The organism is Cobetia sp. PDI-12MA (assembly GCF_059507695.1).
On sequence record NZ_CM183351.1, the window covers coordinates 3,054,254 to 3,069,657 of the forward strand.

Consider the following 15,404-nt stretch of genomic DNA (forward strand, 5'->3'; position numbering starts at 1 on the left):
GCAATAATCGCTGCCTTCACGCTATTGCAGTGCAACACGGCCGGGCGAGACTGCTCGTCGGCCACCGTACACCCGCGCAAACACTGGGCCGGCACCCTATCGTGCTCTGTTGTCCGTGTCTGTCGCCCAGCCGAGTGTGGCTGGGCAGAGCAAGGAGTTTTCCGTGAGTCTGGCCATCTTTGATCTCGACAATACCCTGATCGCCGGGGACAGTGATCACGCCTGGGGCGAATTTCTGGTCGAACAGGGCGCTGTCGACGCCAACGTCTATCGTGAAGCCAATGAGCGCTACTACCAGCTCTACCAGAGTGGCGAGCTGGACATTCACGAATACCTGGCCTTCTCACTCAAGCCGTTGTCCGAGAACAGTCCGGAGCAGCTGGCGGCCTGGCACCAGCAGTTCATGGCCGCCAAGATCGAGCCCATCATCCTGCCGCGGGCGGAAGAGCTGCTGGCACGTCACCGGGCACGCGGCGACACCCTGCTGATCATCACCGCCACCAATCGCTTCATCACCGCTCCCATCGCGGACCGCCTGGGCGTCGATGAGCTGATCGCCATCGAACCCGAGGTCGTCAACGGCCGCTACACCGGGCGCGTCAGCGGCGTCCCCAGCTTCCAGGCCGGCAAGGTGACCCGCCTCGAAGCCTGGCTCGCCGAACGTGACCACACCCTGGATGGCAGCACCTTCTACAGCGACTCCATCAATGACCTGCCACTGCTGGAGCGTGTCGATACTGCCATCGCAGTGGACCCGGATGAGCAACTGCGCGCCGCCGCTGACGCGCGCGATTGGCGAATCATTTCACTGCGCGACTGATAAAAGACTGATTTACATGGATTTAATCGACCCATAAGGTCGAGCAACCTCAGCTATAAGGTTTTCATGTGGCTACAAGCATTCACCATAAAGTCGACCTTATTTGCTGAATCATTTCGCACAAGATGTGTCTATAATGTGTGTCCATCGAACCGTCGAGCCTGGTGCGGCAACTTTTGCCCCGTCACGGCAGGACGGCCTCCGGAATCCCGGTCGGGTCCGGGGGATGTCCCTCACCAACCTTGAGCGTGAGCAGCCATGTCCTCAACGACATACGATGTCCTGATTGTGGGTGGCGGCGTGTCCGGCACCGCCCTTCTCTATGAACTCGCCCGCTACACCGACCTCAAGTCGGTCGGCCTGGTGGAAAAGTACGACCACGTCGCGATCGTCAACTCGCACGGTCGCAACAACTCCCAGACCATTCACTGCGGCGACATCGAGACCAACTACACGGTCGAGAAGGCGCGTGTGACCAAGCGCACCGCGGGCATGGTGGTCAACTTCGCCACCAAGCTCAGCGAGAGTGAGCGCGATCACATCGTCTACAAGTATCCGAAGATGGTGCTGGCGGTCGGTGCCAAGGAATGCCAGTTCCTGCGCAAGCGCTTCGACACCTTCAAGCAGCTGTTCCCCAACCTGAAGCTGCTCGAGCGTGACGACATCGCCGAGCTGGAGCCGAAGGTGGTGGAAGGTCGTCGTCCTGACGAGGAGATCGTCGCGCTGGGTTCCACCGACGAATATACCGCCGTCAACTACACCACCCTGTCGGAAGCCTTCGTCAGCGAAGGCGAGAAGGCAGCGGCCGAGAAAGGCATGAACTTCGACGTTCGCCTCTCGACCGCCGTGGAAGACATCCGCAAGGAAGGTGACGTCTACAAGGTCAAGACCGACAAGGGCGAGCTCAGCGCACGTTATGTCGTGGTCAGCGCCGGCGGTCACTCGCTACTGTTCGCCCACAAGATGGGTTACGGCCTGGACAAGTCCTGCCTGCCGATGGCCGGCTCCTTCTACTTCACCCCGAAGGTGCTCAACGGCAAGGTCTACACCATCCAGAACGAGAACCTGCCGTTCGCCGCCGTGCACGGCGACCCGGACGTGCTGGTGGAAGGCAAGACCCGCTTCGGCCCGACCGCCCTGATGCTGCCGCTGCTGGAACGCTACAACGGCAAGACCTTCTGGGAATTCCTCAAGGTGCTGCGCATGGACCGCAACGTCGTCAAGGCCCTATGGGACCTGATGAAGGTGCGCGACATCCGCAACTACATCTTCAAGAACTTCATGTTCGAGGTGCCGGTGCTGCGTGAGCGTCTGTTCCACGGCGACATCAAGAAGATCGTGCCGAGCCTGGACGTCAAGGACGTCAGCTTCGCCAAGGGCTTCGGTGGCGTTCGTCCGCAGTTGATCGACAAGAGCAAGCAGAAGCTCGTGATGGGCGAAGCCAAGATCAATCCGGGCACCGGCATCGTCTTCAACATGACGCCGTCACCGGGTGGCACCAGCTGCCTGGGCAACGCCGAGAAGGACATGTATCTCGCCCAGGAATTCCTTGGCTTCAACATCGACAAGGAAGCCTTCGAGCGTGATCTGCTGACCGGCGAGATCGAACTGACCGAGATCGAGCGTCCGGAAGCCTCCTCACTGATGTAAGCCTCTTTCGAGACACGCCTCGGGATGAGCATCAAAAAGCCCCGCCAGCATTCGCTGGCGGGGCTTTTTGATGGCTGCCTGACGGGAGGCGCCTCAGGACACCGACTGGCCCGACGGGGCAGATTGGGCAACAGGCTCGTGTACCGCATGCAGACGCTGGATCAGCTGATCCTCCAGGGCGAAGCGCTCGGTCAGCCCCTGCTGCAGGCGGGCCAGCCATTCCGGCAGTCGGGCGCGATAGTGCTGGCAGCGGGTAGGGCTGGAGAAATCCTCGTCGAAGGACAGCACCAGCTCGGTGGAGGGCTCCAGACGCTGCATCAGCTGCTCGCAGACTGCCAGTGCCGCGGTATCCTCGAAGACACGGCCTTCTTCCTTGAGCTGAGGATAGACCTCGAAATGCCCTGCCGAGATGTAGTCCATCAAAAGCTCGATGAAACGATTGACGCGTGTCATCTCGAGCTGATCGAGGTCATTGACGCAGGCCTCGTGCAGATCCATGAAGCAGACCAGCATCTCGCGTCGCTGGTCCAGCCAGCGATCAACCAACTGATGAACGCCACGAAAGCGTTCCGCCGCAGTGGTGCATTCCTCCAGCATGGGCGCCTCCTCTGGCATGACCCGAACGATAGGGGCTGACATCCGGTGCTCGCCCCGCTGCCAACCCACTATCCTCCATGCCGTGCACGCTGCCAACCCCCCACCATGGTGGCAGGGCTAATTGCCTCAACGGCGGAAGCTGCTCCACAGCATCGCCAGCGGTACCAGCGCCAGCCCACAGAAGCCGATCAACGACCACTGCGGGATCGAAAGCCCCAGCCATTGCGCGCTGATCTGGGCGCACTCACCGGAGGCGTTGAGCACCTGGGTGATCACGTCCCATACCGGCAGCACTTCCAGCATGTAGTTGAGGCCCGGGCCACAGGCCGGCACCTGGTCCGGCGGCAGAGACTGCAGCCAGACATGGCGACCCGCCAGCACGACCGCACCGATGCTGCCGGCCAGTGCGCCCAGCGCGTAGATACGCGTGCCGACACGCCCGGGGCCATGCAAGGCCCCCAGCAAGAAAAATACGCCTGCCACGGCCACCGCCACGCGCTGGAAGATGCACAGTGAACACGGTGCCAGGTCGAAGGCGAACTGCAGCACGAAGGCCACGCCCAGCAAAAAGGCGCATCCCAGCGCTCCCAACAGACACCATTGACGCCCGCTCCAGCTCGCCAGGCTGGCAAGCCCACCCTTGCGCGCTACCGGCCGCTGCCCAGATTGTTTGTCCGCTTGTGTCATTTGCCGTCCTTGCCGGTAAAACTCCAGTGGAGTCATGGGTGAGAAATGACGCAGCCGCAAGGCCATCAAGGCCCTGCGACTGCATGGAGGCATGCATCGCGTCGTGCCCAGCAACCGCGCTCAGTCGTCAGGGTGCGCAGGCCACATACATCATCGGCGCCTCAAGCCTGAGGCGCCGATGATGCAGCGATAGCCGAATCCGTCACTATCAGCGACTGATACCTATCATGCCGTGTCGCGATGACCTGAACATGAATTGGCGTTGCGTCTCGAGATCACGCCGGTTGCGTAGCATGGGCGGACGCGAAGTACTCGGCCATGAAGGTGTCGAAATCCTGATGATCCCCCTTCTCGATATCGCCCTGCTGCTGCAGCGAGGTCTCGACCAGCTGATCGAGCAGATAGCCGCGCGCACGCTCCGTCGGTTCTGACTTGAACTGCTCGGCCTGGCCCCTGGCCAGCGCCAGCACTTCGTCGACGAAGTTGCTGCCGTTGTCGAGCATGCTGGCCAGCAGACGGCCAGACGGTGTGGTCTGGGCATCATCGAAGCGCGGTGCGAGTGCCGCCAGCGCATCACGGTGCGCGCTGCCAGCCTTGTCGCCACTGTCGAGCAGGCCCGCGACTTCCCCCAGCTCATCCATGATATTGGCTGCCAGATCGCGCAGGCGTCGCTCTTCACCATTGACGCTCAGGGTCAGCGCCGGGTCACGCCCTGCCTCGACCACGCGACGCTTGCTGTCGTCGAGCGTGGCGCATTCCTCGTCGTCGATCCACGGACTCTCTGTCAGCAGACACCAGATCAGGAAGGTATCGAGGAAGCGGATCTGCGTCTCGTCGATCCCGACCGGCAGGAAGGGATTGAGATCCAGACAGCGCACTTCGATGTATTCGACACCGCGCCCTTCCAGTGCCTGACTGGGCGTCTCGTTCTGCCGGGTGACACGCTTGGGACGGATGTCGGAGTAGTACTCGTTCTCGATCTGCAGGATGTTGCTGGAGAGCTGCGACCAGCTGCCGTCGGCCTGCTTGACGCCCAGCTTCTCGTAGTCCTTCCACGGCGTGACAATGGCGTGACGCAGAGTGCCGACGAAGTTGTCCAGCGAGTTGAAACAGATCTTGAGCTGCGCCTGCACCTTGTTCTGATAGCCCAGGTCCGACATGCGCAGACTGGTGGCGTAGGCCGAGACCAGACTGCGGTCCGCCTGACGCTTGAGGCGATCATCATTGCCGCCATCGAGGAAGCTCTCGTCGATCCCCGGCGAGGCGCCGAACAGATAGAGCAGGATCCAGCTATGGCGGCGGAAGTTGCGGATCAACTCGAAATAGCGACGCGAGCGGAAATCACGCGCATCTTCCGCCTCTGCCCCTTCCAGCCCCTGCAGCAGGCTCCAGAAATCATCCGGCAGCGAGAAGTTGTAATGGATACCGGCAATCGACTGCATGATGCGCCCGTAACGGACATCCAGCCCCTTGCGGTAGATATGCTTCATGGTGCCGCTGTTGGAGGTGCCGTAATCGGCGATCGGCACGCTGTCATTGCCGTGCAGACGTGGCGGCATGCTGGCCGGCCAGATCAGCTCATCGCCCAGGTTGCGATAGCTGAAACGATGCAGGTCAGCCAGAAACTCCAGCGACTCCTTGGGACGAGTGAACACCGGGGTGATGTACTCGAGCAGAGACTCGGAATAGTCCGTGGTGATGTACGGGTGGGTCAGCTTCGACCCCAGAGAACGCGGATGCGGCGTCTGGCTGATGTCACCGCCAGCGGTAACCCGCAGGCCTTCCTTCTCGATACCACGGCGCAGGCGCCCGAAGAGACCCTGACGGGCCTGGGGCGTGAGTCGCGCGATGGCGGACGCGAGTTGCTCGGACAAGGTATGAACCCTTTCGCATGGGGAGAAGCCCAGCCTCTCCGGTCGAATTGGATGACCATGGCCCGCGTGCTGCACCGGATGCCATGCAAGACGCGAACGGCAGGTACCGTTCGCGTCAGGTCAGTATGCCCACATTATGGGCGCGTAAAAAATGCTTTCAAGGCTTATGATTTTGACTTGCGCGCATTGAGCAGTGCTGCCGCCATCGCATTGTTGGCCGGTGCCGCGCCGCCGCTAGCGCCAGAATTGCTGCCGCGACCGCCGCGCTCCTGACGGCCACCACCGCCTTGCGCGCGCCCACCACGACCGCCCTCTGCGCTGCGTCGCGCCTCGCCAGCCGCGCCTTTGTCGGCGGGAGTATCGCTCATGCGCATGCTCAACGCGATGCGCGCACGCGGGATGTCGACTTCCATCACCTTGACGCTGACGATGTCGCCCGCCTTGACCACTTCCCGCGGGTCGGCAACATACTTTTGCGACAGGGCAGAGATGTGTACCAGGCCGTCCTGATGCACGCCGATGTCCACGAAGGCTCCGAAGTGAGTCACGTTGGTGACAACGCCCTCAAGTTTCATGCCCGGCTCGAGATCCTTGAGGGTCTCGACGCCTTCCTTGAACTCGGCGAAGCGGAATTCGGGACGCGGGTCACGTCCCGGCTTGTCCAGTTCGCGCAGAATATCGGTCACCGTCGGCAGGCCGAAGTGCTCATCAGTGAATTCCGTCGGCTTCACGGTGCGCAGGAAGGCGCTGTCACCCAGCAGACTCGGCAGATCACGCCCGTGTGCCTTGGCGATGCGCTCGACCAGCGGATAGGCCTCCGGGTGGACGGCGCTGGCATCCAGTGGGTTCTTGCCGGAGGCGATGCGCAGGAAGCCGGCACACTGCTCGAAGGTGCGCGGACCCAGCCGGCTGACCTTGAGCAATTCCTGGCGCGAGGCGAAACGGCCATTGGCGTCCCGGTGCGCGACGATATTCTCGGCAAGCGTGGTGTTGAGACCCGCGACACGCGACAGCAGCGCGCTTGAGGCCATGTTGAGATCGACGCCGACACCGTTGACGCAGTCCTCGACGACGGCTTCCAGACTGCGCCCCAGTTGCACCTGACTGACGTCGTGCTGGTACTGGCCGACGCCGATGGACTTGGGCTCGATCTTGACCAGCTCGCCCAGCGGGTCCTGCAGACGACGCGCGATGGAGACCGCGCCGCGGATGGTCACGTCCAGATCCGGAAATTCGCGCGCCGCATATTCCGAGGCCGAGTAGATGGACGCGCCGGCCTCATTGACCATCACCTTCTGCAGACGACGGCCGGACAGGCGCGTCAGCACATCGGCGGCCAGCTTGTCGGTCTCGCGTGAGGCGGTGCCGTTGCCGATGGCGATCAGCTCGACATCATGCCGTTCGATCAGCTTGACCAGCTCGGCCACCGAGGCGTCCCAGCGATTGTACGGCGCATGCGGATAGATGGTGGCCTGATCGACATACTTGCCGGTGGCATCCACCACCGCGACCTTGACGCCGGTGCGTAGCCCCGGGTCCAGCCCCAGTGTGGCCTTGGGGCCCGCCGGCGCTGCCAGCAACAGGTCCTTCAGATTGTCGGCGAAGACCTGGATGGCCTCCTGCTCGGCGCGCTCGCGCAGGCGGCCGATCAATTCGCTTTCCAGATGGGTATAGAGCTTGACGCGCCAGGTCCAGCGCACCACTTCCTTCAACCAGCGGTCCGCGGCGCGCCCCTGATCATCTAGGGAGAAATGCGTCGCGATGGCACCTTCCATCGGGTGACGCGGCAGGTCGTCCTCGCCTTCCAGCTTGAGCGCGAGGCTCAGCACGCCCTCGTTGCGACCCCGCAGCATGGCCAGCGCACGGTGCGAGGGCGCCTTGTGCAGCGGCTCGTCATGCTCGAAGTAATCGGAGAACTTGGCGCCCTCCTGCTCCTTGCCCTTCATGACGCGCGCGCTGAGGATGCCATCGTCCCACAGGCGTTGACGCAGGCGACCGACCAGGGCGGCATCCTCCGCGAAGCGCTCCATCAGAATCTGCTTGGCACCATCCAGCGCCGCCTTGGTATCCGCCACGTCCTTGTCGGCAGCGACGAAGCCGGCCGCCTGAGCTTCCGGCTCCAGCGTCGGGTCCGCGAGCAGCGCATCGGCCAGAGGCTCCAGCCCCGCTTCACGCGCGATCTGGGCCTTGGTACGACGCTTCTTGCGATACGGCAGATAGAGATCTTCCAGGCGCTGCTTGCTGTCGGCGGCCAGTACATCCCGCTCAAGCGTGGCGCTCAGCTTGTTCTGCTCGGCGATCGACTCGAGCACGACCTGACGCCGCTCCTCCAGCTCACGCAGATAGCGCAGGCGCTCTTCGAGCTGACGCATCTGGGTGTCATCGAGCCCGCCGGTGGCTTCCTTGCGGTAGCGCGAGATGAACGGCACGGTCGCGCCGCCATCCAGCAGCTCGACGGTGGCGGTGATCTGTTCTGCGCGCACCCCAAGCTCACCGGCCAGCGCCTGTTGAATGCGGCGAGTGGTGTCAGCGGGCGACAGCATCGGTGCAGGACGGGGGGTGGTAGCGTCAGTTGCAGTAGCGTCCATGAAACGTCAGTCCCTTACAGCAGAATTCATGCGGCAATATACAGACGGCCCGGTCGTGGAGTTGACCGGGCCGTCTGTATCACGATGTCGTCACGTTACCACAAAGCGGCAAGATTGCTTTAGCCGCTCAATGCGCCAATCGGGTTGCCTCCCAAGCGCCTCACGCGGGCACGAAGCGCAGCGCGACACCGTTGTTGCACCAGCGCAGGCCGGTGGGTTCGGGGCCATCCTCGAAGACATGCCCCTGGTGCCCGCCACAGCGCGCACAGTGATATTCGGTGCGCGGCCAGATGAGTCCGTAGTCGATCTTGGTCAGCAGGCGTCCTTCGATATGATCGAAGAAGCTGGGCCAGCCAGTGCCGGACTCGAACTTGGTGGCAGAAGAGAACAGCGCCAGATCACAGCCGGCACAGCGATACTCCCCCTTGCGATGCTCCTTGTTGAGCTCGCTGGAGCCCGCACGCTCGGTGCCCTCCTCGCGCAGTACGCGATACTGCTCCGGGCTCAGGCGTGCACGCCATTCATCTTCCTCCAGGGTCAGCGGCGTGATGTCCGCGCCACGCTCGAGTTCCAGCTGCGGACGTGCGGCAGACAGCCTGGGCAGGGCCAGCATCGCTCCCGTCCCCAGCACCAGCCCCATGAATTGGCGTCGTTGCATGACGTGTCTCCTTATGACAATGAACGGCAATACTGACCTCTACGCGCAGCAACCTGCGTTGGATGCATTCGCCGCAAGAGAAAGCCCCCACGATGCTGTCATCGCGGGGGCTTCAGTCTCATCGGCTGACACAAGCCATGGGGTCAGATGCGCAGACCACCATCACATTCGATCACTCGCCCGGTGAAGTAGTCATTGTCGAAGATGAAGGCCACACTGCTGGCGATATCTTCCGGGCGACCCAGATCGCGCATCGGGATGCCACTCTTTATCTTGTCGAGCATCTCCGGCTTCATGCCGGCGGTCATCTCGGTGGCGATGAAGCCCGGTGCCACGGCACCGACGCGAATCCTGTAGCGTGCCAGCTCCTTGGCCCAGGTCACGCTCAGCGCCGCGACACCGGACTTGGCGGCGGTGTAGTTGCTCTGCCCCATGTTGCCGGCGCGCGAGATGCTGGAGATATTGACGATCACGCCCGGCTGGCCGGCTTCGATCATCTGACTGGCCGCTTCACGGGTGCACAGGAAGACACCGGTCAGATTGACATCGATGACCTGCTGCCAGCTGGACAGCGACATGGTCTTTTCCACCACGCCATCGCGTGCCTTGATCAGCAGGCCGTCACGGGTGATGCCGGCATTGTTGACCAGACCGCTCACCGGCCCCAATGCGCCCTTGATGGCCGAGAAGGCCGCGGTGACGGAGTCTTCTTCCGCGACATTGGTCACGAAGCCCTGCGCCTTGATGCCTGCAGCTTCCAGACTCGCGACGGCGTCATCCAGGCCGTCCTGTTCGATGTCCAGCAGCGCCAGCACCGCTCCCTTCTCGCCCAGATAGCGCGCCATGGCCAACCCCAGCCCTCGAGCGCCGCCCGTAATCGCGATGACCTTGTCGTCAAGCTTCATGTCCCGTCTCCCAGGTTGTCTGCCGGCAGTCAGTAACTGCTACCGGATGCGAGGCCCGCATGCCGTACGAGCGTCACGATCTATGTGTCGAGTGTCCCGCACCGCGCCCTTCAGTGTTCAGCGTCATCGTGACAGAGAATGCCTCGGGATGACGCCCGCTGCCAGTTCGCGGTAAATTTTCATGATGCAGTGCAACAGATCGCGGCGTGTCCTGCCTCAACGCAGGCGAGATCCGCCAACGCTACGCAATGACAGCGTCAACGCACACTATCAACAGCGTGCGCGTAATCAGGGGATACTGATGAGTGAGCCTGGGCCCGCCCCTTCTATTGTGCACTGCAACATGCAGCATCGTTCAGCATGGCACCGCTACCCCTGCAGCGCCAGCCATCCACGCCACCGACCATCAACCGCTCACCAGCGGATCATGGGCCGTTCAAAGGGCCCGATTCGACTGTTCCCCGTCCGGCGGCTGGTTTACCCTTGACGCATTGGCGCAACCTGCCATTTACCTGCTTCGGGAGAGACGATGCCCATACTGTTAGTGATTACCCTGTTCGGGTTATTGGATTTCGTGGTGTTGTTCAGCCTCGGCAGCCAGATCGGCCTGCTGCCGACCCTGGCGCTGGTGCTGATCACCGGCGCCGTCGGCCTGCATCTGATTCGCCGCGAAGGTCGCGCGACGCTGATGCGCGCCCAGGAACGCCTGCAACGTGGCGAGATGCCTTCCGGCGAACTGATGGAAGGCGCGGCGCTCATCTTCGGCGGTGCCCTGTTGATGGCGCCGGGCTTTCTGTCTGACGCCTTCGGCCTGCTGTGCCTGCTCCCCGCCTCACGGGGACTGTTGACGCGTGGACTGAGCGGCAATGGCACGATCGCGCGCTTCTTCAAGGGACGCTTCTCGGCTGCGGGGGCTTCCCGCAGCACCCGCGCAGGTGACTGGGAAGCCGACACCCGTGCTGACGATGCCTCACGCAGCGGTGGCGATCAGCAGCACACAAGCGGCAATCGCGCTGGACAGCAAGGCAGCAGCCAGCAGACCGGCGAGCCGCTGGAAGGCGATTACATCAGCCGTGACGAGCCGCGCCTCTAGCGCCTTTTCACGCGCCATCACCACGCGCAATCGCCTGCTTGGGAGTCATGTTTGAAAGTCTTGCATGACAGCGATGGGCCCGGTACTGGAAGCCAGTGCCGGGCCCTTTTGATTTGTGATACCTCGCCTCACAGGCCCCATCATGCTCTCCTGTCCTCTTCTGTTCTGTAATGACCTGCCCTGTCCTGCCCCTGTGCCAATGCCAGTCACTGGTCGGATTCGCGCTCCGTGAGCTACCCGTCCGAACCTTGCATCTTGCAATGACGTTCCCCCTGACCGATGACCACCTTCTGGCGTCTTGTACCAATGGACACCGTCTGGGGGCTGCCAGCTATATGCCAGCAGTGAACGGCTCGGATACACTCAAGCCGTTGATTCATCTAGCGGAACCTTGCGGAAGACAGGCTGCAGCCCGGGTGCGTAGCTTTCATGCGACGCACAAGATGCGCCGATTTGAATTTTTTTTATGATCGCCTACTTGAAAGCTGTCCCCCCGCCACCATAAAAGCGGTGCAATGGATAACGGCCACGCCCCCAGCGGCGGGGCCCAACACTCGCTAGGCAACCCCATTGAACGCCAGACTCACCGACAAAGAACGGGAGCTGGCGGGATTTACCATCAGGAGAACGTGAGCAATGAACATTCGTCCCTTGCACGATCGCGTCGTGGTTCGTCGCGTGGAAGAAGAACAGAAAACTGCAGGTGGCATCGTTCTGCCCGGCAGCGCCCAGGAAAAGCCGACCCGTGGCGAGATTCTCGCTGCCGGTAACGGTCGCATCCTCGAAAACGGTGAAGTTCGCCCGCTGGACGTGAAAGTCGGCGATACCGTGATCTTCAAGGATGGCTACGGCGTCGAGAAGCAGAAAATCGACGGCGAAGAGGTGCTGATCATGAGCGAGAGCGACATTCTCGCCGTGGTGGAAGGCTGAGTTTCAGCTTTTTCGGGTTCCAACGCTTCGACTTACTGATTAAAGGTAGAGATAAACATGGCTGCAAAAGACGTTCGTTTCTCCGATGATGCACGCAAGCGCATGGCGCGCGGTGTCAATGTCCTGGCCGACGCGGTCAAGACTACCCTCGGTCCGAAAGGCCGTAACGTGGTACTGGAAAAATCCTTCGGCGCTCCGACCGTCACCAAGGACGGCGTTTCCGTCGCCAAGGAAATCGAACTGAAGGACCGCTTCGAGAACATGGGCGCCCAGATGGTCAAGGAAGTCGCTTCCAAGACGTCTGACGTGGCTGGCGACGGCACCACCACCGCCACCGTGCTGGCTCAGTCCATCGTCAACGAAGGCCTGAAAGGCGTGACCGCGGGCATGAACCCGATGGACCTGAAGCGTGGCATCGACAAGGCCGTCATCGAAGCCGTCAAGGCCGTGCGTGAGCTGTCCGTGCCGTGCACTGACACCAAGGCCATCGCCCAGGTCGGCACCATCTCCGCCAATGGCGACTCTCGCATCGGCGAGATCATCGCGGAAGCGATGGAGAAGGTCGGCAAGGAAGGCGTCATCACCGTCGATGAAGGTCGTGGCTTCGAAGACGAGCTGGAAGTGGTCGAAGGCATGCAATTCGATCGCGGTTACCTGTCTCCGTACTTCGTCACCAACCAGGACACCATGGCGGTCGAACTCGAAGACCCGTACATCCTGCTGGTCGACAAGAAGATCTCCAACATCCGCGAACTGCTGCCGGTGCTGGAAGGCGTTGCCAAGTCCGGCAAGCCGCTGGCGATCATCGCCGAAGACATCGAAGGCGAAGCGCTGGCGACTCTGGTCGTCAACACCATGCGCGGTATCGTCAAGGTCGCTGCCGTCAAGGCACCGGGCTTCGGTGACCGTCGCAAGGCCATGCTGCAGGATATCGCTGTCCTGACCGGTGGCACCGTGATTTCCGAAGAAGTCGGCCTCAACCTCGAGCAGACCAACCTGGACCACCTGGGCACCGCCAAGCGCGTGACCATGTCCAAGGAAAACACCACCATCATCGATGGCGCCGGCAACGAAGGCGATATCGAAGCACGCGTTGCCCAGATCCGCGCTCAGATCGAGGAAACCTCTTCTGATTACGACCGCGAGAAGCTGCAGGAACGTGTCGCCAAGCTGGCCGGCGGCGTTGCCGTCATCCGCGTCGGTGCTGCCACCGAAGTCGAGATGAAAGAGAAGAAGGCTCGCGTCGAAGACGCCCTGCACTCCACTCGTGCCGCCGTCGAGGAAGGCGTCGTGCCTGGTGGTGGTACTGCCCTGGTTCGCGTGCTGGGCCAGCTGGCCGACCTGAAAGGCGACAACGAAGATCAGACTCACGGTATCGCCATCGCACTGCGTGCCATGGAAGCGCCGCTGCGTCAGATCGTCACCAACGCCGGTGAAGAAGCCTCTGTCGTGCTCAACAACGTCAAGGCTGGCGAAGGCAACTATGGCTACAACGCCTCTACCGGCGTCTACGGCGACATGTTCGAGATGGGCGTGCTGGACCCGGCCAAGGTGACCCGTTCTGCACTGCAGTCCGCGGCCTCCATCGGCGGTCTGATGATTACCACCGAGTGCATGATCGCTGAAGATCCGGAAGACAAGGCCGCTGCCGGCGGCGGCGACATGGGTGGTATGGGCGGCATGGGTGGCATGGGCGGCATGATGTAAGCCAGCCTCTCCCCACGGCTCACCCGTCGTGATCCGAACCGCTCCTGCGCAAGCAGGGGCGGTTTTTTCATGCCTGTCATTCGGCGAGCGCTGCGAGCTCCACACGGTGTGCACCGCGAGCCCCATACAGTGAACGCCGTGACTCTCATGTGGCAAGCGCCACGCCTCTCGGTACCTGACGCCTCCCGCTCACCACGCTACACTAGGCGCCACTTTTTGCCGCGACCCGAGACATTGCGCCTGGTGATGACAGTGCATCGAGGCTGACGTTGTATTGCAGCTGAAATGCCTACGGTCACGACAGGTGACGCTACCACTCAGGCCGCGCGCCTCGCTTGCCCAGGATCTTCACATGACTGACACCCCCGCCGCTTCTCCTACCACTAGTGCCCTCGACAATGTGCGTGTCGTGCTGGTGCAGACCTTCCACCCCGGCAATATCGGCGCCACCGCTCGCGCCATCCTGACCATGGGCATCAAGGACCTGGTGCTGGTCAATCCGCGCTGCTTCCCCGATGAGGAAGCGACGCGCATGGCCAGCGGTGCCGCGGAGCTGCTGGAAAATGCACGCGTAGTCGAGCGCCTGGAAGACGCCGTCAATGACTGCCAGCTGGTCATCGGGGCCAGCGCTCGCCTGCGCAGCGTCCCGCTGCCCCACTTCGATGAGCCACGCGAGATGGCGGCCCACGCCATGGATATCGCGCGCGATGGCAAGGTGGCGCTGGTATTCGGCCGCGAACGCTTCGGGTTGACCAACGAGGAGATCGCCTGCTGCACGCATCAGGTGTCGATCCCCACCAACCCGGACTACGGCATCCTCAACGTCTCACAGGCCGTCCAGGTGCTGGCGCACGAGTGCCGCAGTGCATGGCGCCTGACACTCGACAAGCCTCAGGAGGCGCCTGTCGCGCGCCGTGAGGACGACCAGTTGCCGACCCGCGAACAGCTCGGCTACTTCCATGAGCATCTTGGTCGCGCCCTGCAGGGCTCCGGCTTCCTCAACCAGCCCCACTCCCAGACCGAAGAGCGGCTGCGCGCCCTGTTCGCGCGTGCCGAGCCGACACGCCGCGAGCTCTCCATCCTGCGCGGCATGCTGTCCAATCTTGAGCGCCAGACGGCAGCGGCGAACGCTGGCGCAGACAGCGAGCAGAGCGATCACGAGGCGACCTGAGTCGTGCACGGCCCTCCGTCATGCACTGAGACTCGGACTGTTGCCACTTGGCTCTCGCCACTTCGCAACAGCCTGTCAGCGCAACGTCATCCTTCTGACATGGATCAAGGTGCACTGTAGACCTTCCGCTATGCTTGATAGGCAGGACGTCAGGCACCGCAGAACTCGTCACACAGCCTAGGTATAGAAATACCGGTACAGAAATACCGGCATAGAGATACGGCATAGCCCCATGCAGTAGCTGCAGCCCAGCAGTGCTCACGCGCGAAGGCTGCAGTGTCAGGCAAAGGCTCCTTCGCGAACTGTCGCAGAGCAGGCAGAGACGCCGCCACGCCAACACGCGAAGGGCCATGGCAGGCCAGCGTGGCGACGCACCTCGAGAAATCCAGAGAAGAGCCGACCCTGATCCCATCCACGACCATGGACTCACGGAGCGCCTTTACATGACTCAGACAGCCGCACGACAGACTCAGACCCCGGACGCGGAACAGCTGGCCAGCGACCTCCACCAGCTGGAAGCTCGCCTGCGCAAGACCAACCCGACGCAGGAACCGACGCTCTACCGCAGCCTGTACTGCATGATCTCGCTACGCCAGATGCAGCTGCTGGCCAAGGTCAGTCAGCCCGCAGCCTCGCAGGCACATTGAGCGACGCCAGATGAGGTGGTTGGCAGGTGGCGACTGGTAATGACCAGCAACAACGCTCAACGATGACCAGCAGCCAC

The 15,404-nt window shown here is 62.3% G+C and carries 13 protein-coding genes; 7 read left to right on the plus strand and 6 right to left on the minus strand.

The window, feature by feature from the left end:
* Positions 1–163 precede the first annotated feature (163 nt).
* On the plus strand, positions 164–820 hold the full coding sequence (locus AC5WNI_RS13040; RefSeq protein ID WP_175088487.1) for a histidinol-phosphatase: 657 nt from the start codon (positions 164–166) through the stop codon (positions 818–820).
* A 258-nt stretch (positions 821–1,078) separates the two neighbouring features.
* Complete coding sequence (locus AC5WNI_RS13045) at positions 1,079–2,470, plus strand: FAD-dependent oxidoreductase (protein WP_175088486.1); 1,392 nt, start codon at positions 1,079–1,081, stop codon at positions 2,468–2,470.
* Positions 2,471–2,563: 93 nt separating this feature from the next.
* Here AC5WNI_RS13045 and rsd read toward each other — a convergent pair whose 3' ends face one another.
* The 6 genes from rsd to AC5WNI_RS13075 all read right to left on the minus strand — a co-directional run bounded on the left by rsd (position 2,564) and on the right by AC5WNI_RS13075 (position 9,779).
* On the minus strand, positions 2,564–3,067 hold the full coding sequence (gene rsd, locus AC5WNI_RS13050; protein WP_175088485.1) for a sigma D regulator: 504 nt from the start codon (positions 3,065–3,067) through the stop codon (positions 2,564–2,566).
* A gap of 126 nt (positions 3,068–3,193) precedes the next feature.
* Complete coding sequence (locus tag AC5WNI_RS13055; protein ID WP_175088484.1) at positions 3,194–3,754, minus strand: disulfide bond formation protein B; 561 nt, start codon at positions 3,752–3,754, stop codon at positions 3,194–3,196.
* 275 nt (positions 3,755–4,029) lie between these two features.
* Positions 4,030–5,628 (minus strand): glutamate--cysteine ligase, encoded by a 1,599-nt coding sequence (gshA, locus tag AC5WNI_RS13060; protein WP_175088483.1) that lies wholly within the window; start codon positions 5,626–5,628, stop codon positions 4,030–4,032.
* Positions 5,629–5,792: 164 nt separating this feature from the next.
* The gene (locus AC5WNI_RS13065) at positions 5,793–8,171 is read right to left on the minus strand and encodes a Tex family protein (protein ID WP_175088662.1); all 2,379 of its coding nucleotides are present in this window, start codon (positions 8,169–8,171) and stop codon (positions 5,793–5,795) included.
* A gap of 205 nt (positions 8,172–8,376) precedes the next feature.
* The gene (gene msrB / locus AC5WNI_RS13070; protein WP_175088482.1) at positions 8,377–8,874 is read right to left on the minus strand and encodes a peptide-methionine (R)-S-oxide reductase MsrB; all 498 of its coding nucleotides are present in this window, start codon (positions 8,872–8,874) and stop codon (positions 8,377–8,379) included.
* 143 nt (positions 8,875–9,017) lie between these two features.
* On the minus strand, positions 9,018–9,779 hold the full coding sequence (locus AC5WNI_RS13075) for an SDR family oxidoreductase (protein ID WP_054555586.1): 762 nt from the start codon (positions 9,777–9,779) through the stop codon (positions 9,018–9,020).
* 529 nt (positions 9,780–10,308) lie between these two features.
* Here AC5WNI_RS13075 and AC5WNI_RS13080 point away from each other — a divergent pair.
* The 5 genes from AC5WNI_RS13080 to AC5WNI_RS13100 all read left to right on the plus strand — a co-directional run bounded on the left by AC5WNI_RS13080 (position 10,309) and on the right by AC5WNI_RS13100 (position 15,327).
* A complete protein-coding gene (locus AC5WNI_RS13080; protein WP_175088481.1) occupies positions 10,309–10,872 on the plus strand; it encodes an FxsA family protein in 564 nt (187 codons plus the stop codon).
* 636 nt (positions 10,873–11,508) lie between these two features.
* Positions 11,509–11,802 carry a co-chaperone GroES gene (locus tag AC5WNI_RS13085; RefSeq protein WP_043331438.1) on the plus strand — a complete coding sequence of 98 codons (294 nt, stop codon included), beginning with the start codon at positions 11,509–11,511 and terminating at the stop codon, positions 11,800–11,802.
* A gap of 57 nt (positions 11,803–11,859) precedes the next feature.
* Entirely contained in the window at positions 11,860–13,509 is a 1,650-nt protein-coding gene (gene groL / locus AC5WNI_RS13090; RefSeq protein ID WP_175088480.1) for a chaperonin GroEL, read from the plus strand.
* 352 nt (positions 13,510–13,861) lie between these two features.
* Positions 13,862–14,680: an RNA methyltransferase gene (locus AC5WNI_RS13095; RefSeq protein WP_175088479.1), complete on the plus strand. Its 819-nt coding sequence runs from the start codon at positions 13,862–13,864 to the stop codon at positions 14,678–14,680.
* A gap of 443 nt (positions 14,681–15,123) precedes the next feature.
* Positions 15,124–15,327, plus strand: a complete 204-nt coding sequence (locus AC5WNI_RS13100; RefSeq protein ID WP_175088478.1) for a hypothetical protein — start codon at positions 15,124–15,126, stop codon at positions 15,325–15,327.
* The last annotated feature ends 77 nt before the right edge of the window (positions 15,328–15,404 follow it).

Excerpts from the sequence above, each read along its gene's own strand:
- AC5WNI_RS13075 (WP_054555586.1), bottom strand. The coding sequence starts at position 9,779 with ATGAAGCTTGACGACAAGGTCATCGCGATTACGGGCGGCGCTCGAGGG.
- AC5WNI_RS13045 (WP_175088486.1), top strand. The coding sequence starts at position 1,079 with ATGTCCTCAACGACATACGATGTCCTGATTGTGGGTGGCGGCGTGTCC.
- AC5WNI_RS13080 (WP_175088481.1), top strand. The coding sequence starts at position 10,309 with ATGCCCATACTGTTAGTGATTACCCTGTTCGGGTTATTGGATTTCGTG.
- AC5WNI_RS13095 (WP_175088479.1), top strand. The coding sequence starts at position 13,862 with ATGACTGACACCCCCGCCGCTTCTCCTACCACTAGTGCCCTCGACAAT.
- rsd (WP_175088485.1), bottom strand. The coding sequence starts at position 3,067 with ATGCTGGAGGAATGCACCACTGCGGCGGAACGCTTTCGTGGCGTTCAT.
- AC5WNI_RS13085 (WP_043331438.1), top strand. The coding sequence starts at position 11,509 with ATGAACATTCGTCCCTTGCACGATCGCGTCGTGGTTCGTCGCGTGGAA.
- groL (WP_175088480.1), top strand. The coding sequence starts at position 11,860 with ATGGCTGCAAAAGACGTTCGTTTCTCCGATGATGCACGCAAGCGCATG.
- msrB (WP_175088482.1), bottom strand. The coding sequence starts at position 8,874 with ATGCAACGACGCCAATTCATGGGGCTGGTGCTGGGGACGGGAGCGATG.
- AC5WNI_RS13065 (WP_175088662.1), bottom strand. The coding sequence starts at position 8,171 with ATGCTGTCGCCCGCTGACACCACTCGCCGCATTCAACAGGCGCTGGCC.
- AC5WNI_RS13100 (WP_175088478.1), top strand. The coding sequence starts at position 15,124 with ATGACTCAGACAGCCGCACGACAGACTCAGACCCCGGACGCGGAACAG.
- AC5WNI_RS13055 (WP_175088484.1), bottom strand. The coding sequence starts at position 3,754 with ATGACACAAGCGGACAAACAATCTGGGCAGCGGCCGGTAGCGCGCAAG.